General features: G+C 65.8%; 19 protein-coding genes. 15 read left to right on the plus strand and 4 right to left on the minus strand.

Annotation, left to right across the window (positions count from 1 at the left end):
- The first annotated feature begins 59 nt into the window (after nt 1-59).
- The 15 genes from uraD (at nt 60) to ureG (ending at nt 15,637) form a co-directional block, all read left to right on the plus strand.
- On the plus strand, nt 60-1,838 hold the full coding sequence (gene uraD, locus B7Y64_RS02710) for a 2-oxo-4-hydroxy-4-carboxy-5-ureidoimidazoline decarboxylase (protein WP_291325820.1): 1,779 nt from the start codon (nt 60-62) through the stop codon (nt 1,836-1,838).
- Nucleotides 1,835-3,076 (plus strand): ArgE/DapE family deacylase, encoded by a 1,242-nt coding sequence (locus B7Y64_RS02715; RefSeq protein ID WP_291328317.1) that lies wholly within the window; start codon nt 1,835-1,837, stop codon nt 3,074-3,076. Before uraD ends, B7Y64_RS02715 begins: the two co-directional genes overlap by 4 nt.
- 315 nt (nt 3,077-3,391) lie before the next feature.
- Nucleotides 3,392-5,698: an NADP-dependent malic enzyme gene (locus tag B7Y64_RS02720; protein WP_291328319.1), complete on the plus strand. Its 2,307-nt coding sequence runs from the start codon at nt 3,392-3,394 to the stop codon at nt 5,696-5,698.
- A gap of 265 nt (nt 5,699-5,963) precedes the next feature.
- Complete coding sequence (locus B7Y64_RS02725) at nt 5,964-6,995, plus strand: ABC transporter substrate-binding protein (protein ID WP_114656009.1); 1,032 nt, start codon at nt 5,964-5,966, stop codon at nt 6,993-6,995.
- A gap of 243 nt (nt 6,996-7,238) precedes the next feature.
- A complete protein-coding gene (locus tag B7Y64_RS02730; protein WP_291325418.1) occupies nt 7,239-8,075 on the plus strand; it encodes an ABC transporter ATP-binding protein in 837 nt (278 codons plus the stop codon).
- 23 nt (nt 8,076-8,098) lie between these two features.
- Nucleotides 8,099-8,866 carry an ABC transporter permease gene (locus tag B7Y64_RS02735; RefSeq protein WP_024816059.1) on the plus strand — a complete coding sequence of 256 codons (768 nt, stop codon included), beginning with the start codon at nt 8,099-8,101 and terminating at the stop codon, nt 8,864-8,866.
- Between the two features lie 103 nt (nt 8,867-8,969).
- Nucleotides 8,970-9,767: a 2-oxo-tetronate isomerase gene (otnI, locus tag B7Y64_RS02740; protein WP_291325420.1), complete on the plus strand. Its 798-nt coding sequence runs from the start codon at nt 8,970-8,972 to the stop codon at nt 9,765-9,767.
- 123 nt (nt 9,768-9,890) lie between these two features.
- Nucleotides 9,891-10,721, plus strand: coding sequence for an urease accessory protein UreD (locus B7Y64_RS02745; RefSeq protein ID WP_291328323.1), 831 nt, complete (start codon nt 9,891-9,893; stop codon nt 10,719-10,721).
- A gap of 151 nt (nt 10,722-10,872) precedes the next feature.
- Nucleotides 10,873-11,175 carry an urease subunit gamma gene (locus tag B7Y64_RS02750; protein WP_121454940.1) on the plus strand — a complete coding sequence of 101 codons (303 nt, stop codon included), beginning with the start codon at nt 10,873-10,875 and terminating at the stop codon, nt 11,173-11,175.
- A gap of 24 nt (nt 11,176-11,199) precedes the next feature.
- Entirely contained in the window at nt 11,200-11,385 is a 186-nt protein-coding gene (locus tag B7Y64_RS02755) for a hypothetical protein (RefSeq protein ID WP_291326507.1), read from the plus strand.
- Nucleotides 11,386-11,405: 20 nt separating this feature from the next.
- Complete coding sequence (locus B7Y64_RS02760) at nt 11,406-11,711, plus strand: urease subunit beta (protein WP_291326505.1); 306 nt, start codon at nt 11,406-11,408, stop codon at nt 11,709-11,711.
- A gap of 91 nt (nt 11,712-11,802) precedes the next feature.
- Nucleotides 11,803-13,545: an urease subunit alpha gene (ureC, locus tag B7Y64_RS02765; RefSeq protein WP_291326503.1), complete on the plus strand. Its 1,743-nt coding sequence runs from the start codon at nt 11,803-11,805 to the stop codon at nt 13,543-13,545.
- A 10-nt stretch (nt 13,546-13,555) separates the two neighbouring features.
- Nucleotides 13,556-14,176: an urease accessory protein UreE gene (gene ureE, locus B7Y64_RS02770; protein ID WP_291326501.1), complete on the plus strand. Its 621-nt coding sequence runs from the start codon at nt 13,556-13,558 to the stop codon at nt 14,174-14,176.
- Between the two features lie 17 nt (nt 14,177-14,193).
- Complete coding sequence (locus tag B7Y64_RS02775; RefSeq protein ID WP_291326498.1) at nt 14,194-14,904, plus strand: urease accessory UreF family protein; 711 nt, start codon at nt 14,194-14,196, stop codon at nt 14,902-14,904.
- 46 nt (nt 14,905-14,950) lie between these two features.
- Nucleotides 14,951-15,637 carry an urease accessory protein UreG gene (gene ureG, locus B7Y64_RS02780; RefSeq protein ID WP_291328326.1) on the plus strand — a complete coding sequence of 229 codons (687 nt, stop codon included), beginning with the start codon at nt 14,951-14,953 and terminating at the stop codon, nt 15,635-15,637.
- Nucleotides 15,638-15,683: 46 nt separating this feature from the next.
- On the opposite strand, the gene B7Y64_RS02785 is transcribed toward ureG, so the two are convergent.
- The 4 genes from B7Y64_RS02785 to B7Y64_RS02800 form a co-directional block, all read right to left on the minus strand.
- On the minus strand, nt 15,684-16,769 hold the full coding sequence (locus B7Y64_RS02785; protein WP_291328328.1) for a M48 family metalloprotease: 1,086 nt from the start codon (nt 16,767-16,769) through the stop codon (nt 15,684-15,686).
- 25 nt (nt 16,770-16,794) lie between these two features.
- Complete coding sequence (locus B7Y64_RS02790) at nt 16,795-17,388, minus strand: LemA family protein (RefSeq protein ID WP_291326494.1); 594 nt, start codon at nt 17,386-17,388, stop codon at nt 16,795-16,797.
- Between the two features lie 195 nt (nt 17,389-17,583).
- A complete protein-coding gene (locus tag B7Y64_RS02795; RefSeq protein ID WP_024816077.1) occupies nt 17,584-18,015 on the minus strand; it encodes a group II truncated hemoglobin in 432 nt (143 codons plus the stop codon).
- A 91-nt stretch (nt 18,016-18,106) separates the two neighbouring features.
- A complete protein-coding gene (locus B7Y64_RS02800; RefSeq protein ID WP_291328330.1) occupies nt 18,107-20,626 on the minus strand; it encodes an FtsX-like permease family protein in 2,520 nt (839 codons plus the stop codon).
- Nucleotides 20,627-20,732: the final 106 nt, after the last annotated feature.

A 20,732-nucleotide genomic window follows, 5' to 3' on the forward strand; every position in this document is an offset into this window, starting at 1 on the left:
ATCAGCCTCTGGCGCTTATCCCATAAGCGCAAGCAGCTCACTTTATTGAAGCACGCACCATGCCCCTCACCCTGGAACAACTGAACACCGCCAGCGCCGCCGAGGCGTTGCAACTGCTGGACGGTGTGTATGAACATTCGCCCTGGATTGCCGAGCAAGCCCTGGCGCAGCGGCCCTTTCGCTCGCTGGCGCACCTGAAGCACGCCATGGCCCATGCCGTGCGCACGGCCAGCACCGACGCGCAACTCGGCCTGATCCGTGACCACCCCGAGCTGGCAGGCAAGGCCATGGTGGCGCAAAGCCTCACGGCCGAATCGACGCACGAGCAATCGAAGGCGGGCCTCACGCAGTGCACGCCCGAGGAATTTGCGCGCATTCAGCAGCTCAACGCCGAGTACAACGCGCGCTTCGGCTTCCCGTTCATCCTGGCGGTGCGCGGGCCACGGGGCACGGGGCTGAGCAAACAGCAGATCATCGACACTTTTGCGCGGCGCCTGGACAACCACGCAGACTTCGAGCGCGCCGAGGCCCTGCGCAACATCCACCGCATCGCCGAAATCCGCCTGAACGACAAGTTGGATGCCGAGCCCTTGCTGGGCAACGACGTGTGGGACTGGCACGAACAGCTCGCCGAGCACTCCGACCCCGGCTTTGCCGAAAAGGGCCAGCTCACCGTCACCTACCTCACCGACGCACACCGTGCCTGTGCACAGCGCATCAGCCACTGGATGCGCGACTGCGGCTTTGACAGTGTGGAGACCGATGCCGTGGGCAATGTGGTGGGGCGCTACCACCCGGCCACAGAAGGCGCGCGCTACCTCATGACAGGTTCGCACTACGACACCGTGCGCAACGGCGGCAAGTACGACGGCCGACTGGGCATCTTCGTGCCCATGGCCTGTGTGCGCGAACTGCACCGCGCCGGCCGCCGCCTGCCGTTCGGCATTGAAGTGGTGGCGTTTGCGGAAGAAGAAGGCCAGCGCTACAAGGCCACCTTCCTCGGCTCGGGCGCGCTCATCGGGCACTTCAACCCCACCTGGCTGGACCAGAAGGACGCCGACGGCATCACCATGCGCGCGGCCATGCACAACGCAGGCCTGTGCATTGACGACATTGCCACGCTGCAGCGCGACCCAGCGCACTACCTGGGCTTTATCGAGGTCCACATCGAGCAGGGGCCGGTGCTCAATGAGCTGGACCTGCCCCTGGGCGTGGTCACCTCCATCAACGGCGGGGTGCGTTTTATTGCCGAAATGATCGGCACCGCCAGCCACGCGGGCACCACCCCCATGGACCGGCGCCGCGATGCTGCCGTGGCCGTGGCAGAACTGGCGCTGTACGTGGAGCAGCGCGCGGCGCAGGACGGCGACTCGGTCGGCACCATCGGGCAGCTGTTGGTGCCGGGCGGCTCCATCAACGTGGTGCCCGGCCGCTGCCAATTCAGCCTGGACCTGCGCGCGCCCACCGACACGCAGCGTGATGCGCTGGTGAGCGACGTGCTCGATGAGCTGGCGCGTATCGCCCAGCGGCGCGGCCTGCGCTACACGCTGGAAGAATCCATGCGCGCCGCAGCAGCCCCCAGCGCACCCGCCTGGCAACACCATTGGGAGCGCGCGGTAAACGCCTTGGGCGTGCCTGTGTTTCGCATGCCCAGCGGCGCGGGCCACGACGCCATGAAGCTCCACGCCATCCTGCCGCAGGCCATGCTGTTTGTGCGCGGAGAAAACTCCGGCATCAGCCACAACCCGCTCGAATCCACCACCAACAACGACATGCAACTGGCCGTGGACGCCTTCACCCAGGTGCTGCACCAGCTTGCCGAGGAAACCCAGCCATGACCACCCCCACGCAGGCCTCTTACACCGCCCTGGACGCCTGGATCGACCAGCACTTTGACGAGGAAGTGCGCTTTTTGCAGGCCCTGGTGCGCGTGTCCACCGACACGCCCCCCGGCAACAACGCGCCGCATGCAGAGCGCACTGCCGAGCTGCTGCAGGACTTTGGCTACACAGCTGAAAAACACGCCGTTCCCGCCGCCGATGTTCAGGCCTATGGCATGGAATCCATCACCAACCTGATCGTGCGCCGCCCCTACGGCCAGGGCGGCAAAACCATCGCCCTGAACGCGCACGGCGACGTGGTGCCGCCCGGCGAAGGCTGGACGCACGACCCCTATGGCGCCGAAATTGTGGACGGCAAGATGTACGGCCGCGCCACCGCCGTGAGCAAGAGCGACTTTGCGAGCTTCACCTTTGCCGTGCGCGCGCTCGAAGCCGTGGCCCAGCCCAAACGCGGTGCGGTGGAGCTGCACTTCACCTACGACGAAGAGTTTGGCGGCGAACTGGGCCCCGGCTGGCTGCTGCAAAAGGGGCTTACCAAGCCCGACCTGATGATCGCGGCAGGCTTCTCGTACGAAGTGGTCACCGCCCACAACGGCTGCCTGCAGATGGAAGTAACCGTACACGGCAAGATGGCCCATGCCGCCGTGCCCCACACGGGTGTGGATGCACTGCAAGGCGCGGTGCACATCCTGAACGCGCTGTATGCGCAGAACGACGGGTACAAGAAGGTCACGTCCAAGATCGAAGGCATTCAGCACCCCTACCTCAACGTGGGCCGCATCGAGGGCGGCACCAACACCAACGTGGTGCCGGGCAAGGTCAGCTTCAAACTCGACCGCCGCATGATCCCCGAGGAGAACCCGGTGGAGGTGGAAGCCACCATCCGCCGCGTGATCGAGCAGGCAGCTGGCGAGCGCGCCGGCATCAGCGTGGACATCAAGCGCCTGCTGCTGGCCAACGCCATGACGCCGCTGGCAGGCAATGCGCCGCTGGTCGCTGCGATCCAGAAGCACGCCCAGGCCGTAATCGGCGAACCCGTGCCTGCCGTTGGAACGCCGCTATACACCGACGTGCGCCTGTATGGGGAGCGCGGCATTCCCGGCGTGATCTACGGCGCGGGCCCGCGCACCGTGCTGGAATCGCATGCCAAGCGCGCTGACGAACGTCTCGATCTCGAAGACCTGCGCCGTGCCACCAAGGTGATCGCGCGCACCCTGAGCGATCTGCTCGCCTGAGTCGCCGTACCGGTCGACAAATCCGGTATCCTGCGTGCCTCGATCACAGCCGTGGTCCTGAACGTTTTCTTCAATGGCGCCAGCCGCGACACCTCCGCCGCTGTCCCTGCCGCACGCCAGGCCGACGCCCACTCGCGTCGCACCCGCGCTGCCCCAAGAGCCCGATTCACGGCCACGCCTCCACGGTGGTGACCGCCCCGCCCCAGCCCCTGGCCTGGCGGGGCAGCGCTTTTTGCAGGCCGCCCGGGCCTCCTGCAACAAAGGGGTTCGCCGCAGTGGAGTAAGCTCAATTTGCCTACCGTTGAGGATTACCGAATGACCCAAGAACTGTCCGCCGCCGAAGCCGCGCTGCGCGATGCCGCGCGCGAATACCACCGCAACCCCAGCCGGGGCAAGATATCGGTGAACCCGACCAAGCCGCTGTCCAACCAGCGCGATCTGTCGCTGGCGTATTCGCCCGGCGTGGCTTACCCCTGCCTGGACATCCAGGCCGATCCGTCCAAGGCGTTCGACTACACCTCGCGCGGCAACCTGGTGGCCGTGATCACCAACGGCACCGCCGTGCTGGGCCTGGGCGACATCGGCCCGCTGGCCGCCAAGCCAGTGATGGAAGGCAAGGGCTGCCTGTTCAAAAAATTTGCCGGCGTCGATGTGTTCGACATCGAACTGGCCGAGCGCGACCCCGATAAGCTCATCGACATCATCGCGGCGCTGGAGCCCACGCTGGGCGGTATCAACCTCGAAGACATCAAGGCGCCCGAGTGCTTCTACATCGAGCGTGAGCTGTCCAAGCGCATGAACATTCCCGTGTTCCATGACGACCAGCATGGCACGGCCATCATCTCCAGCGCCGCGCTGCTCAACGGCCTGGAGCTGGTGGGCAAGGACATCGGCGCCGTCAAGATCGCGGTATCGGGCGCTGGCGCCGCCGCGATTGCCTGCGTGGGCGTGATGGTGGGCCTGGGCGTGAAGGTGGAGAACATCTTCATGTGCGACTCCAAGGGCGTGATCTACGAAGGCCGCCCCGGCGGCTATGACGAGTCCAAGGCCCGCTACGCCCGGCAGACCGATGCGCGCACGCTGGCCGATGCCGTCAATGGCGCCGACGTGTTCCTGGGCTGCTCGGCCCCTGGCGTGCTCACGGCCGAGATGGTCAAGACGATGGCCGCCAAGCCCATCATCCTGGCGCTGGCCAACCCCGAGCCCGAAATCCGCCCCGAGCTGGCCAAGGCAGTGCGGCCGGACTGCATCATCGCCACGGGCCGCTCGGACTACCCGAACCAGGTCAACAACGTCCTCTGTTTCCCCTACATCTTCCGGGGCGCACTCGACTGCGGCGCCACCAAGATCACCGAAGCCATGAAGCTGGCCTGCGTGCGCCAGATCGCCGACCTGGCCAAGGCCGACATCAGCGAAGAAGTGGCCAGCGCCTACGCGGGCAAAGAGCTGACCTTTGGCCCCGACTACCTCATCCCCACGCCTTTTGACTCGCGCCTGATCCTCAAGATCGCGCCCGCCGTGGCCCAGGCTGCGGCAGATTCCGGCGTGGCCACGCGCCCCATCACCGACATGGAGGCCTACAAGGAGACCCTGTCGCGCTTCGTGTACCAGACCGGCATGCTGATGCGCCCCGTGATCATGGCGGCCAAGGCCCTGCCCGACGCGCAAAAGCGCGTGGCCTATGCCGATGGCGAAGACGAGCGCGCGCTGCGTGCCGCACAGATGGCCATTGACGACAAGATCGCCGTGCCCATCCTCATTGGCCGCCCCGCCGTGATTGCGGCCCGCATCGCCAAGGCCGGCCTGCGCATGCAGCTGGGCGGGGATGTGGAGGTGTGCAACCCCGAGGGCGACCCGCGTTTTCGCCAGTATTGGGAGCACTACCACCAACTCATGAAGCGCAATGGCGCGTCCATCGAAGTGGCCAAGGCCGCCGTGCGCCGGTCCAACACCATCATCGCCTCGCTGATGGTGACGCTGGGCGACGCCGACGCCATGATCTGCGGCCTGGTGGGCACCTACGAGACGCACCTGGAGCGCATCCACAGCATCATCGGCCGCCAGGCGGACGCGCGCGACTACGCCACGCTCAATGCGCTGATGACCAACCGGGGCACGCTCTTCATTGCCGACACCTATGTGAATGAAGACCCCACGGCCCAGCAGCTGGCCGACATCGCCTGGATGTCGGTGCAAGAGGTGCAACGCTTTGGCATTCCCCCCAAGGTGGCGTTCCTGTCGCATTCGAGCTACGGTTCGTCCAAGCGCGCATCGGCCAAAAAGATGCGCCTGGCACGCGACCTGTTTGTGGCCGCCCACCCCGAGATCGAATGCGACGGCGAGCTGCATGGTGACGCGGCGCTGGAGCCCAACATCCGCAACGCCTACATGGCGGACTCCACCCTGACGGACTCGGCCAACCTGCTGATCTGCCCCAACCTGGATGCCGCCAACATCCTCTACAACGTGCTCAAAACCACCACCAGTGGCGGCGTCACGGTGGGCCCCATCCTCATGGGCGCAGCCGCCACGGCCTACATCCTGACCCCGGCCGCCACGGTGCGCCGGGTGCTCAATATGACGGCACTGGCCGTGGCCAGCGCGGCAGCGCGCCCCAGGTAAGGGCAAGAGCCAAGGGCGTCGGTAAGGACGCCGACAAGGGCGTCGGCAAGAGCCACGGGCGCCCTGCAGTCCAGGGCGGTGCAGGCACGCAGGGTTTCGCCCCCAGTCGGGAAACCCAGCATGCCCCCATGCACCACTTCGGGGAACACTGGCTTCGTGCCTGGCTCTGCTGCGGCGAAAGCGGGCATTGATTTTGCTGAGTACATGGCCACACGGCCGTGAAGACGGCACCTTTCAACGCCTTTCCCCGACAGGAGCCCTCCCCATGAAGAAGCGATCTTTCCTGCAGTCCGCCGCGCTGCTGGCCGCTGTCAGCACGTTCTCGCTGGCACAAGCGCAAACGCCCACCCCCATCAAGTTCCAGCTCGACTGGCGTTTTGAAGGCCCCGCCGCCCTGTTCCTGCAGCCCGTGGCCAAGGGCCACTTCAAGGCCGCCGGCCTGGACGTGACGGTGGACGCCGGCAACGGCTCGGGCGGCGCCGTGCAGCGCGTGGCCTCGGGCAGCTACGACATGGGTTTTGCCGACCTGGCCGCCGTGATGGAGTTCCACGCCAACAACCCCGACGCGCAGAACAAGCCCGTGGCGGTAATGATGGTCTACAACAACACGCCCGCTTCGGTGATGGCGCTCAAGAAGAGCGGCATCACCAAGCCCGCCGACCTGACCGGCAAGAAGCTGGGCGCACCCGTGTTCGACGCAGGCCGCCGCGCGTTTCCCATCTTCCAGAAGGCCAACGGCATCGGCGCCGTGCAGTGGACCGCCATGGACCCACCGCTGCGCGAAACCATGCTGGTGCGCGGCGACGTGGACGCCATCACCGGCTTCACCTTCACCTCCCTGCTGAACCTGGAAGCCCGTGGCGCCAAAGCCTCCGATGTGTTGGTGCTGCCCTATGCCGACTTCGGCGTGAAGCTGTATGGCAACGTGGTCATCGCGTCGCCAAAGCTCATCAAGGAGAACCCGGCTGCCATCAAGGCCTTCCTCTCGGCCTTCACCAAGGGCGCCAAGGAAGTGATTGCCAACCCGGCTGCCGCCATCGAACACGTCAAGGCGCGCGATGGCATCGTGAACGTGCCACTCGAAACCCGCCGCCTGCAACTGGCCATCGACACCGTCATCAACAGCCCCGATGCCCGCGCCGAAGGCTTTGGCCAGGCCCAACCCGGCCGCCTGGCGCTGATGGCGTCGCAGGTGTCGGATGCGTTCAACACCAAGACGCGCGTGAATGCCGACCATGTGTGGAACGCGAGTTTTCTGCCCAGCGCGGCAGAGCTGAACATCCTGCCGAAGAAATGAACCCCCCCCTGAGTCGCTTTGCGCCTTCCCCCTCTCTCAACTCGCTACGCGAGTCGGGAGGGGGACGCCCCCAGTGCACGCAAGCGAAGCGCCGCCTACGCGGCATGGCGGCCCTTGCGCGGGGGCGCTGGCTTGGGCCGCGCCAGTTTCGTGCGGTGTTGGGTGGCGCGCAGCGCTGTGGATAACTGAAATGCACGGGCCGCACACGCGGTCCTGTGCGCAACCTCTTTATACGGACCCCTGATGCAGGCTGCCGATTCCTATTTTGTGGACTTCCGCGACGTCTGGCTCGCCTACAACGACGAGCTGCGCGCGAAAAACCAGTTCGCCGTCGAGGCCATCCACCTGCAGGTCCGGCAAGGCGAATTCATCGCTATCGTCGGTCCCTCGGGCTGTGGCAAATCCACCTTCATGAAGCTGGCCACCGGACTGAAGATGCCGTCGATGGGCAAGATCCTCATCGACGGCCAGCCCGTGACGGGGCCGCTCAAGGTCTCGGGCATGGCGTTTCAGGCACCTTCGCTGCTGCCCTGGCGCACCACGGTAGACAACGTGCTGCTGCCGCTGGAGATCGTCGAGCCCTACCGCAGCAATTTCAAGCAAAAGCGCAAGGAATACGAAGAGCGCGCCCGCAAGCTGCTGCAAAAAGTAGGGCTGGCGGGCTATGAAGACAAGTTTCCGTGGCAGCTGTCGGGCGGCATGCAGCAGCGCGCCAGCATCTGCCGCGCGCTCATCCACGAGCCCAAGATGCTGCTGCTCGACGAGCCCTTTGGCGCGCTGGATGCCTTCACGCGCGAGGAGCTGTGGTGCATCCTGCGCGACCTCTGGACCGAGCAGCAATTCAACGTGATTCTGGTCACGCACGACCTGCGCGAGTCGGTCTTTCTGGCCGACACCGTGTATGTGATGAGCAAGAGCCCCGGCCGCTTTGTGGTGAAGAAAGAGATCGAGCTGCCGCGCCCGCGCGAGCTGGAGATCACCTACACCAAAGAGTTCACCGACATCGTGCATGAGCTGCGCGGCCACATCGGCGCCCTGCGCCAGGGTGCAGGCAAAGCTGGCGCCCCCATCCCGCAGTAACCACCCATCGACACACAAGCACCATGCACAAAAAAACCGCAGAACGCTGGTCCCCCTGGATCCTGCTGGGCGCCATCGTCGTGCTGTGGCAGATCATCTGCTCGGCCTTCAATGTCTCGGAGTTCATCTTCCCCAGCCCCTGGGCCATCGGCACGCAGCTGGTCGAGTTTGGCGGTGTGATTGCCGCCCACGCCTGGCGCACCTACTGGGTCACGATGGCGGGCTTTGGCATTGCCATCGTCGTGGGCGTGTTGCTGGGTTTTGTGATTGGCAGCTCGCGCCTGGCCTATGCGGCCGTGTACCCGCTGATGACGGCCTTCAACGCATTGCCCAAGGCCGCCTTCGTGCCCATCCTCGTGGTGTGGTTCGGCATTGGCGTGGGGCCAGCCATCCTTACCGCCTTCCTCATCAGCTTCTTTCCGATCATGGTGAACATCGCCACCGGCCTTGCCACACTGGAGCCCGAGCTCGAAGACGTGCTGCGCGTGCTGGGGGCCAAGCGCTGGGATGTGCTGACCAAGGTGGGGCTGCCGCGCTCCATGCCCTACTTTTTTGGCTCGCTCAAGGTAGCGATCACGCTGGCGTTTGTGGGCACCACGGTGTCCGAGATGACAGCGGCCAACGAGGGCATTGGCTACCTGCTCATCAGCGCGGGCTCGTCCATGCAGATGGGCCTGGCATTTGCGGGCCTGATGGTGGTGGGCGCCATGGCCATGGCCATGTACGAGCTGTTCAGCGTGATTGAAAAGCACACCACCGGCTGGGCACACCGGGGCTCGCAGGGCGAGTGACACAGGCGGCGACAATGCACCCGGGGCGCCACTGGCGCCTTTTGTCATCCACCCGACGCCCTCCAGGCCGGCCCTGCACCACCGCAGCCTGAAAGACATTTGCATGCCCCGTTTTGCCGCCAACCTGTCCATGCTCTACAACGATGTGGACTTTATCGACCGCTTTGCCGCTGCCGCCCGTGATGGCTTCAAGGGCGTGGAGTTTCTCTTTCCCTACGCCTACCCGGCGCACGACCTGGCCACGCGTCTACAGGCCAATGGCTTGCAGCAGGTGCTGTTCAACGCCCCGCCGGGCAACTGGGATGCGGGCGAGCGCGGCCTGGCCTGCCTGCCCGGGCGCGAGGCGGAGTTTCGCGACAGCATTGCCCAGGCCCTTGCATACGCTTGCGCGCTGCAATGCCCCCGCATCCACGTCATGGCTGGCGTGGTGCCGCAGGGCGCTGACACATCCACCGTGCGCGCCAGCTACATCGCCAACGTGCGCCACGCGGCAGAGCAGGCTGCCCCGCACGGCATCCACATCCTGCTCGAACCCATCAACCACCGCGACATGCCCGGCTACTTCCTGAACCGCCAGGACCAGGCCCATGCGCTGATCGCCGAGATCGGCGCGGCCAACGTCAAGGTGCAGATGGACCTGTACCACGCGCAAATCACCGAGGGCGACCTGGCCATGAAAATCCGCCAGTACATCCCCACGGGCCAGGTGGGCCACTTTCAGATTGCGGGCGTGCCCGAGCGCCACGAGCCCGATGTGGGCGAGGTGCACTACCCTTATTTGTTCACGCTGCTGGACAGCCTGGGCTATGGTGGCTGGATTGGCTGCGAATACCGCCCGGCACGCGGCGCTGCGCCCCACGCCACATCGGACGGGCTGGGCTGGCTCCAGCCCTGGCTGTAGGCATTGCCGTCGCCAGATGGTTTGGGCACGCCGCTTTGGGTGCATGCACTGTGATCAAAACGAGCCCCTGCAGCCTGTCTGCCAACCCTGATCAGCTATTTTTTTCAATAGCAAACAACTCTTATGCCCTGGCACGCACGCTTGCAACTGGACTACACCCTGGAAGGCACCCGCACGGTCGCCCGCCATGCGCACAACGGCCCGCTGCGCATTCTGCAAAGCCTGTACCCCGAGGGCGATGCGGTGTGCCACAACGTGCTGGTGCACCCACCCGGCGGACTGGTGGGCGGCGACACGCTGGACATCACGGCCACGGTGGGCCCTGGCGCGCATGGCCTCGTCACCACACCGGGGGCCACCCGCTTTTACCGGTCTACCGGCGAACGGGCCCTGCAACGCACGCACCTCACCCTGGCCGAGGGTGCGCGGCTGGAGTGGTTGCCACTGGAGGCGCTTTGCTACAACGCCTGCAATGCCGAGAACCACCTCACGCTGAACCTCGCCCCTGGCGCCGAGTGCATGGGCTGGGATGTGACCGCACTGGGCCTGCCGCATGCCGGGCAGCCCTTTGATACCGGGCGCTTTGTGCAGCACATCGAAGCGCCCGGCCGGTGGCTGGAGCGCGGCGTGATCGACGCGGCCGATCACCGCCTGCTGGAGAGCCCGCTGGGTCTGGCCGGACAGCGCTGCATGGCCAGCCTGTTCTTTGTGGTGGGCACCCCGCTGGAACGCGCCCGGCGCGACACCGCCCTGGACGCCGCCCGCGCCGTGATGGACGCCCACGCGCTCAAGGCCTCCGCAGGCGCCACCAGCCCCAACGGCCAGGTGCTGGTGGTGCGTGCGCTGGCCCCGCAGGTGGAGCCCGCCATGCAACTGCTCCAGCAGGTTCGGGCCGCATGGCGCGCAGCGCTGTGGCAGCTGTGTGCCGAGCCGCCACGCATCTGGTCGATGTAGCCCCAAGGCGCAGGGTCGGCACGAGGCTTGCTTTGCAATGTCGAACTGCACCCATTTCATTTTTTCCCCTGCACACCATGGAACTGACTCCTCGCGTTCGGCCGCCCTTGCGGCTGCGCGAGCCAATGACACAAGCATTGAGTGAAACGATATGGAACTGACTCCTCGCGAAAAAGACAAGCTGTTGATCTTCACCGCCGCCCTGCTGGCCGAGCGCCGCAAGGCCCGGGGCCTCAAGCTCAACTACCCCGAGGCCGTGGCGCTGATCAGCGCGGCGGTGATGGAAGGCGCACGCGACGGCAAGACTGTGGCCCAACTCATGAGCGAAGGCCGCGCCGTGCTGACCCGCGCCGATGTGATGGACGGCATCGCCGAGATGATTCCGGACATCCAGGTGGAGGCCACCTTTCCCGATGGCACCAAGCTCGTCACCGTCCATCAGCCCATTCTTTGACCCAACCCCACAGGACTCGCCTTCATGCTGCGCATTACCCGAAAACCGATCCGATTCATCACGGCCTGTGCCCTTTGGCTGTGCGCCGCCACCACATTTGCCCATGACGGCCACAGACTGCAGGGCAGCCACTGGCACGCCACCGATCTGTGGGGCTTTGTCGCCCTGGGTCTGGTGCTGGCCCTGGCTATCTGGCAAGGCCGCAAGTAACGTCACCCAGGAGCCCCCCAATGATCCCCGGCGAACTCTTTACCGACGCGGGCGAACACCTGCTCAACACCGGCCGCCGCACGCTCACGGTGGTCGTGCGCAACACTGGTGATCGCCCCATCCAGGTGGGCTCGCACTACCACTTTGCCGAGACCAACAACGCCCTGGGCTTTGACCGCGCCGCCGCACGCGGCATGCGGCTCAACATCGCATCGGGCACCGCCGTGCGCTTTGAGCCGGGCCAGGAGCGCACCGTGGAGCTGGTGGACTACGCGGGCGAGCGCCGCGTGTTCGGCTTTCAGAGGCTGACGCACGGCGCGCTGTAGAAATTTCAAGCCAAAACAGCCTCTAGCGCTTGATGGATAAGCGCCAGCAGCTATCAAAAACATAGTAATCAGTTCTCGCGGAGCACACCCCATGGCAACCATTGGACGACGCGCCTACGCCGAAATGTTCGGCCCCACCGTGGGCGACCGCGTGCGCCTGGCCGACACCGAACTCATCCTTGAAGTGGAAGCCGACCACACGCTGCGCGCAGGCAGCTATGGCGAAGAGGTGAAGTTTGGCGGCGGCAAGACCATCCGCGACGGCATGGCGCAAAGCCAGCGCACCAACGCCGGGACTGGAACAGGCCCCTGCGGTAGCGGCGCGGTGGACACCGTGCTGACCAATGCCCTGGTCATCGACCACACCGGCATCTTCAAGGCCGACATTGGCCTGCGGGCCGGGCGCATCGCGTCCATCGGCAAAGCGGGCAACCCCGACGTGCAGCCCGGCGTGGACATCATCATCGGCCCCGGTACCGAGGTCATCAGCTGCGAGGGCAACATCGTCACTGCGGGCGGCATCGACAGCCACATCCACTTCATCTGCCCGCAGCAGATCGAAGAGGCCCTGGCCAGCGGCATCACCACAATGCTGGGCGGTGGCACCGGCCCCGCCACCGGCACGCTGGCCACCACCTGCACGTCCGGCCCCTTCAACATGGAGCGCATGCTGCAGTCGGCCGACGCCTTCCCCATGAACCTGGGCTTCCTCGGCAAGGGCAACGCCAGCCTGCCCGATGCGCTGCACGAGCAGATCAGCGCGGGCGCCATTGGCCTCAAGCTGCACGAGGACTGGGGCACCACGCCATCGGCCATCAGCAACTGCCTGGATGTGGCGGACGAGACGGACACGCAGGTCGCTATCCACTCTGACACGCTCAATGAATCGGGCTTCGTGGAGAACACCATTGCCGCCGTGGCCGGGCGCGGCATTTGCGCATTTCACACAGAAGGCGCGGGCGGCGGGCACGCGCCCGACATCCTGCGGGTGGTGGGCGAGGACAACTTCTTGCCCTCGTCCACCAACCCCACCATGCCCTACACGCACAACACGCTGGACGAGCATGTGGACATGCTCATGGTGTGCCACCACCTGGACGCGAGCATTGCCGAAGACCTGGCCTTTGCCGAAAGCCGCATCCGCAAGGAGACCATCGCCGCCGAAGACATCCTGCACGACCTGGGTGCCATCAGCATGATGAGTAGCGACAGCCAGGCCATGGGCCGCGTGGGCGAGGTCATCCTGCGCACCTGGCAAACCGCGCACAAGATGAAGGTACAGCGCGGCTGGCTGGCTGGTGACACGGCCCGCAATGACAACCAGCGCATCAGGCGCTACGTGGCCAAGTACACCATCAACCCCGCCATTGCACACGGCATCAGCCACGAAGTGGGTTCGCTCGAAGTCGGCAAATGGGCCGACATCGTGATCTGGAAACCCGCGTTCTTTGGCGTGAAGCCCGCGCTCATCCTCAAGGGCGGGCTGATCGCCATGGCCGCCATGGGCGACCCGAATGCATCGATCCCCACACCGCAGCCTGTGCACTACCGCCCCATGTTCGGCGCGTTTGGTGGCGCCATTGCCAAGACCTCGCTCACCTTCGTCTCGCAAGCGGGTTTGACTGCGGGCATTGGCGAGCGCTTTGGTTTGCGCAAAACCTTGAGTGCCGTGCACAACATCCGTGGCATCCGCAAACGCGACATGGTGCACAACAGCTACACGCCCACAATGGAAGTGGACGCGCAGACCTACACCGTGCGCGCCGATGGACAATTGCTCACCTGCGAACCCGCCACGGTGTTGCCCATGGCGCAGCGCTACTTCCTTTTCTGACGCTCCATCAATGATCCAGGTCTCCAAACTCATCCCCCATGGCCAAGGCCTTGCACCCGTTTTTCTCAAGCGCGCCACCACGGTCGAACTCGACTGGGACGTTCGCCAGAAAAGCCGTTTTGCGGCCACCGATTCGGCCGGGCGCGAACTGGGCATTTTTTTGCCGCGCGGCACCCTGGTGCGCGGCGGCGATGTGCTGGTAGCCGAAGACGGCTCGCTGGTGCGCGTGATTGCGGCGCCGCAGCCCGTGCTGGTCATCACCCACTGCGCCAACCATGGCACACCGTTTGACCTGACACGCGCCGCCTACCACCTGGGCAACCGCCATGTGCCCATCGAACTGCAGCCCGACCACCTCAAGATCGAGCCCGACCATGTGCTGGCCGACATGCTGCGCGCCATGCACCTCATCGTGAAAGCACAAGACCTTCCCTTTGAACCCGAAGGCGGCGCCTATGCGACAGGGCATGGCGGTGGGCATGACCATGGGCATTCCCACGATGCCGGTCACGACCATGCGCATGACCACGCGCATGACCACGCCCACGCTCCGGCCCCTGCCCGCCTCGTGTCCATCCCGGTCGTGGCCCAGGGCCATGTGCATGGCCCCCACTGCAACCACGACCACTGAGACGTCGCAGCGATTTCATGCGCCTGGACCGCACCGCCTCCCTGCCCGCCGCCAGCTTTTTGCAGCTGATGTGGCTGGCCTCCCCGGCTTTGCCTGTGGGCGGTTTTTCGTATTCCGAGGGGCTGGAGAGCGCCATTGAAAACGCGGGCATGTCCAGTGAATCCGCCGTGGCCGACTGGCTGCTGGACCAGCTCCACATCACCCAGGCACGCGGCGACATGGCCCTCATCGCCAAGGCCACAGGCGCTTGGCGCCGTGCCGACTGGGTGCATGTGCGCCAACTCAACGACTGGGTGCTGCACACCCGCGAAACCAGCGAACTGCGCCTGCAGACGGAGCAGATGGGCCGGTCCATGGCCGACTGGCTGCGCAACCAGTACCAGGGCGACGAGGCCCTGATGCCCGCCGTGCGCCACCTGGCCGCGCTGCCACCCACCTACCCCGTCGCCTTCGCGCTGGCCGCATCCGCCACGCAGGCCAGCGTACGCGAGGTGCTGCTGGCCTACGCTTTCGGCTGGGCCGAGAACATGGTGCAGGCCGCCCTCAAATCCATGCAGCTGGGCCAAAGCGCAGGCCAGCGCATCCTGGCGCGCTTGGCCGACGCTATTCCCCCTGCCGCAGACCACGCCATCGGCCTGATGGACAGTGAGCGCCAGGCTTTCTCGCCCATGCTGGCCATCCTTTCGGCCCAGCACGAAGTCCAATATTCAAGGCTTTTTCGGTCGTAGCCCTTATAGATACTGCGCAAGCAGCTATATTTTTAATAGTAGAACCATGTCCACACTGCACCACATCCCCAACCGCACCAAGAACCTGCCCCCACTGCGCGTCGGCATCGGCGGCCCTGTGGGCTCCGGCAAAACCACCCTGCTGGAGATGCTGTGCAAGACTATGCGCAATGACTACGACCTCATCGCCATCACCAACGACATCTACACCAAGGAAGACCAGCGCCTGCTCACCGTGAGCGGCGCCCTGCCCGCCGAACGCATCCTGGGCGTGGAAACCGGCGGCTGCCCGCACACCGCCATCCGCGAAGACTGCTCCATCAACCTGGAGGCCATCGACCGCATGCTGGGCGAGTTCCCCAACGCCGACATCGTGTTTGTGGAAAGCGGCGGCGACAACCTGGCCGCCACCTTCAGCCCCGAACTGAGCGACCTCACCATCTACGTCATCGACGTGGCCGCTGGCGAAAAAATCCCCCGCAAGGGCGGCCCCGGCATCACCAAGAGCGACCTGTTCATCATCAACAAGACCGACCTGGCCCCGCACGTAGGCGCCAACCTGGAGGTGATGCGCGCCGACACCGTGCGCATGCGCACCAACGCGCAGGGCCTCAAGCCCTTTGTGATGACCAACCTCAAAACGCAGGCGGGCGTGGCCGAAGTGGTGAAGTTCATCGAGACCCGGGGCATGCTGCAAAAATCTACGCCCGCTGCGGGCCCGGCGCCGCGATAGTCATCCGGCGCAAGGCGCTCCGGTGGGGCGCCCTGGCAAGCGAGATTTACAGGCGGGCGAAGGGATCGACCAGTGACGCCAGCGTCACGGCGCCCGGCGCCACGGTGCCCGCGCGGCGGGCGGCCTCGGGCGGCTCGTTGACCGATGTGAGCGCAAGCGGCTGCATGCTGCGGCCATAGATGCGCTGCACACGGTCTACCAGCGTGGGGTGCGAGTCGAGCCAGCGCTCCATGGCGCCCGCGCCCGGCAGGTCCACCAGCAGCATGTGCTGCACGGCGGGGTGTGCCAGGCCCTGGTGGGTGGCGCGTTCGTAGCCTGCGGGGGTGTCACGGCGCTGCGCCATCACCTTGCGCAGCACACCGCCCAGGCCGTCGCGGCTGCGCGTCCATTGCACGGCGCGGGCATCGGCCAGGTATTCGCGCTGCCGCGACACAGCGGCCTTGAGCATGCGGCCCGCCAGCCAGCCGGCAAAACCCGCCAGCATGATGGCCGAGCCAAACAGCCATGCCAGGCCACGGCGTTCGCGCACTTCGTCGCCAAAGTTGTAGACCAGCTCCAGCCCAAACACCATGCCCGCCAGCCGCATCTTCAGGCGCGTGTCGCCCTCGTGCAGATGGCTCAGTTCGTGGGCCACCATGCCCTGCAACTCTTCGCGCTTGAGGTGGTCGAGCGCGCCCTGGGTGACCGCCACCACGGCGTCGCTCGCGTCCCACCCGGCGGCGAAGGCGTTGATGGCATCGGTGCGCGGCACCACCATGACCTGCGGCTGCGGCATGTGGGCGGCGATGCTCAGCTCTTGAACGATGTTGCACAGGCGCTGCTCGGCATGCGACACGGAGGGCCGGGCCTCGCGCGCGCCAATGCGCTGGGCCAGCTTGACGCCACCCGCACGCAGGTTGGAGGTTTCGACCCACCAGCCGCCCAGCACCAGCATCAGCGACACCCCCACGTTCACCGCCAGAAAACCGGCCGGAAACGGCAAATGCACCGGCAGCACCGCCACCATCAGCAACCATGCCACCACCAGTGCCCCATGCACGGCCGCCACTAGCACAGCCACGGCCAGCGCGAAGGCAAACAGCAACCGGCGCGTTTCGCTGCGGGCGCTGTGCTGATGGTCCCAAAACTTCATGGGGAAAATTTACGCCGGCAGTCCGTCAGAACTGCACCCGCGGGGCGACGCGCTCTTCATCGCTGCGTGTGGCTTCGAGCATGGGCGCGGTGGGAAACCCCAGCAATCGGCCCACCACGATGGCCGGAAACTGCGCGGCCTGGTCGTTGAAGTCGAGCACCTGGTCGTTGTAGGCCTGGCGGGCAAAACCCAGGCGGTTTTCGGTGCTGGTGAGCTCCTCGCTGAGCGACTGCATGGTCGCGTCTGCCTTGAGCTCGGGGTAGCTTTCGGCCACCATCATCAGGCGCCCCAGGCTGCCACCCAGGGCCTGCTCGGCCACCGCCAGCGCCCCCATGGCGCCGGCACTGGTGGGCGCCGCCCGCGCTGCGGCCGCCGCACCTTGCGCCTGGCCGCGTGCCTTGATCACCGCCTCCAGCGTGGCCGCTTCGTGGGCCAGGTAGCCGCGCGCCACTTCCACCAGGTTGGGCACCAGGTCGTAGCGGCGCTTGAGCTGCACATCAATCTGGCCAAAGGCGTTGGCAATGCGGTTGCGCAGTTGCACCAAACGGTTGTAAACGGCGATGGCCCAAATCACCACCACGGCGACCAACGCCAGAACCATCCATGCAGTTGCCGACATATCCCACCTCCCATTTGATTGAATGAGAGCATCTTAACGGCCGAAGATGGCTTGTCCGACCGGGGTCTGAGCGCCGACGTTCACTGTGCACAAGCGCCACAGCACCATCTTTGCAAAATTTGCATGAAATACGGCTAAAACCCTTTATGGATAAGCGCCAATAGCTATTAAATTAATAGTGTTGGTTTGGCAACCTCAAACGCCTTTGTTGCGCATCCAGTCGGCGGTGCCCATGAAGCTTTCGCGCAGGCGCGCGCGCAGCGCGTCGGGAACGCCCGTCTCTCCCATGGCCTGGTCCATGCAGGCGACCCACTGGTCGCGCTCTTTGATGCCGATGGCAAAAGGCATGTGGCGCGCGCGCAGGCGAGGGTGACCAAACTGGTCGGTGTAGTACGACGGCCCGCCCAGCCAGCCGCACAGAAACATGAAGAGCTTTTGCCGGGCATCGGCCAGCTCATTGCCGTGGGCGGCACGCAGCTCGGCGTAGCCGGGCTCCAGGTCCATCAGGTCGTAAAAGCGCTCGGTGAGCGCATGCACCCGGCTTTCACCGCCGATCCACGCAAAGGGCGTCTCGGCGGCTGCGGGGTCGGAGCGGTCTGCGTGCGCATCAGGGACGGAAGAATTCATATAAAAACAGGCTCTAGTCCAATGGTATCAAGCGCTAGCAGCTATCAAATCAATATCATAAATTGTCAAGGCAACGGTCGCACGCCATCACCTACTCTGCGGCACGGCGCAGCGTTTCCACCACGGGGCGGTTCAGCACATCGCGCAGCCCCCACCAGCCCGCCGCCAGCGCCAGCACGGCGCCCGCCAGGGCCCCCGCCAGCGGCACCCAAAGTGCGGCGGTCCAGGCGAAATCGAACACATAGCGCGCCAAGGCCCAGCCCACAGCCACGGCCACGCAGCTGGCCAGAAAGCCCGCGAGCAACCCCACGCCTACCAGTTCGGCGCGCTGCACCTGGCGCAACAGGCTGGCACGGGCCCCCATGGCACGCATGATGGCGAACTCGCGCGCGCGCTCTTCGCGCGTGGCCGTGACGGCCGCGAACAACACCACCAGCCCGGCGGCCAGCGTGAAGGCAAACAAAAATTCGACCGCCTGGATCACCTGCTCCAGCACGCGCTGCACCTGGGCAATGGTGGCGCCCATGTCCACGTTGGTGATGTTGGGAAACTGGCGCACCAGCGCGTTGTCAAACCCCGCCTTGTCGGGCGCCCGATAAGCGGCCAGGTAGGTCACGGGCACATCCTTGAGGCTGGCCACGGGATACATCACGAAGAAATTGGCGCGCATGGAACCCCAGTCCACCTTGCGCAGGCTGGTGATGCGGGCCTCGTTCTGCACACCGCCCATGTCGAACTGCAGGCGGTCGCCCAGCTGCAGGCCCAGGGTTTGCGCAATGCCTTCTTCCACGCTGATGGCCCCTTCTTCGCCCGGCGTCCATTGGCCAGCAACCACCTGGTTGTGGCCGGGCGCTTCGACCGCGTTGGAGAGATTGAACTCGCGATCCACCAGGCGCTTGGCGCGGTCTTCTGCATAGCTGTCCGGCCCCACGGGTTGGCCGTTCACGGCCAGCAGGCGGCCGCGAATCATCGGGTACCAGTCGTAGCGGGCCACGCCAGCGTCTTGAAGCACCTGCTGAAAGGCCTCGGCCTGGTCGGGCATGACGTTGATGACAAAGCGGTTGGGCGCATCCGGCGGGGTGGCCTGGCGCCAGCTGGAAATCAGGTCGGTGCGCAGCAGCACCAGCAGCACCAGCGCCAGCAGCCCCACGGCCAGGCTGCTGACCTGCACCACGGCATAGGCCGGGCGGGCCGATATCTGCCGCGTGGCCAGCACCAGCCAGCGCGGTGCAGTGGATTCGTTGACGCTCTTACGCAGCAGCTTCACCGCCGCCCAGCTCAGCAGCGCAAACAGCGCCACGGCACCGGCAAAGCCACCCACGGCAATCAGGCCCAGCACCAGGTCGCTGCTCACGGCCAGCAGCAGTGCGGCAAAACCGGCCACACCTACGCCCAGCACGGCCAGCGAAGCGGGCCTGAGCCCACCCATGTCGCGACGGATCACGCGCAGCGGCGGCACCTGGGCCAGTTGCAGCACCGGCGGCAGCCCAAAGGCCAGCAGCAGCGTAAGGCCCATGCCCAGGCCAAATGCCACGGGCCACAGGCTGGGCGCGGGCAGTGCCGACTCCACCAGCCCCGCCAGCAGCAGCACAAACACGTTGTGCACCAGGTAGCCAAGCGCCACACCCATCGCACTGGCAAACAAACCGATCAGCGCGAACTCGGTGGTGTAGGCGCCCGCGATGGCGCGCTGGCTCTGGCCCAGCACACGCAGCATGGCCGAGGCATCCAGGTGGTCGGCCGCAAAGCCGCGCGCTGCCAGCGCCACGGCCACGGCCGACAGCAATGCCGCCAGCAGGGCCACCAGATTGAGGAATTTCTGGGCGCGGTCCAGCGTCTGGCGCATCTCGGGGCGGCCGCTTTCAAGCGACTCGACCCGCACGCCGTGCACTTCGGGCTTTGTCGCCTCGATGGCAGCCCATTCGCTGAAAGCCTTGACGGCTGCAGGCGAACCGGCCACGGCAAAGCGGTAGGTCAGGCGGCTGGCGGGTTGCACCAGGCCGGTGGCGGGCACATCGGCCTGGTTGAGCATGGCGCGCGGCGCAAAGCTCATGAAACCGGCGCCCCGGTCGGGCTCCACCACGATGATGCGTGCAATGCGCAACTGGGCATCGCCCAGCAGCAACATGTCGCCCATCGACAGCCCCAGCGCTTCCAGCAAGGGGGCGTCCACCCACACCTCGCCCGGCGCAGGAATATCGCGCGTGACCTGCGCCACGGCATCGGGCGAATCGGCCACCTGCAGGCTGCCGCGTAAGGGGTAGCCCGGCTCCACGCTCTTGAGGGCCACGAGCTTGGTGGCACCGCCTTGCACATCGCTGGCCCGGCCCATGGTGGGAAAGCCCATGGTCGTCACGGTCTGCAGGCCGAGCGCCCGCGCACGCTCGGCAAAGGCGGGGGGCGTGGGGTTGTCGCTGGCCACCACGGCGTCGCCGCCCAGCAACTGCAGGGCGTCGCGTTGAAGCCCACCCTGCAGCCGGTCCGCAAAAAAACCCACCGACGTCAGCGCTGCCACCGCAAGGGTGACAGCCACCATGAGCAGGCGCAACTCACCCGCACGCAGGTCACGGACCAGGGTGCGCAGCCCCAGGCGAAAAAAGGACAGATTCATGGGTGCGAACCTTAGCGCAATTGCGCCCCCGAAGCGGGTTTAGGGGCTTGCCCAAGCCATCGTAGGTGGGCCGCGCCGCGCCGCCAGGTCCATGCAGCATGGTTGT

Source organism: Acidovorax sp. 35-64-16, from assembly GCF_002281195.1.
In the GTDB taxonomy this organism is placed as follows: domain Bacteria; phylum Pseudomonadota; class Gammaproteobacteria; order Burkholderiales; family Burkholderiaceae_C; genus Acidovorax; species Acidovorax defluvii.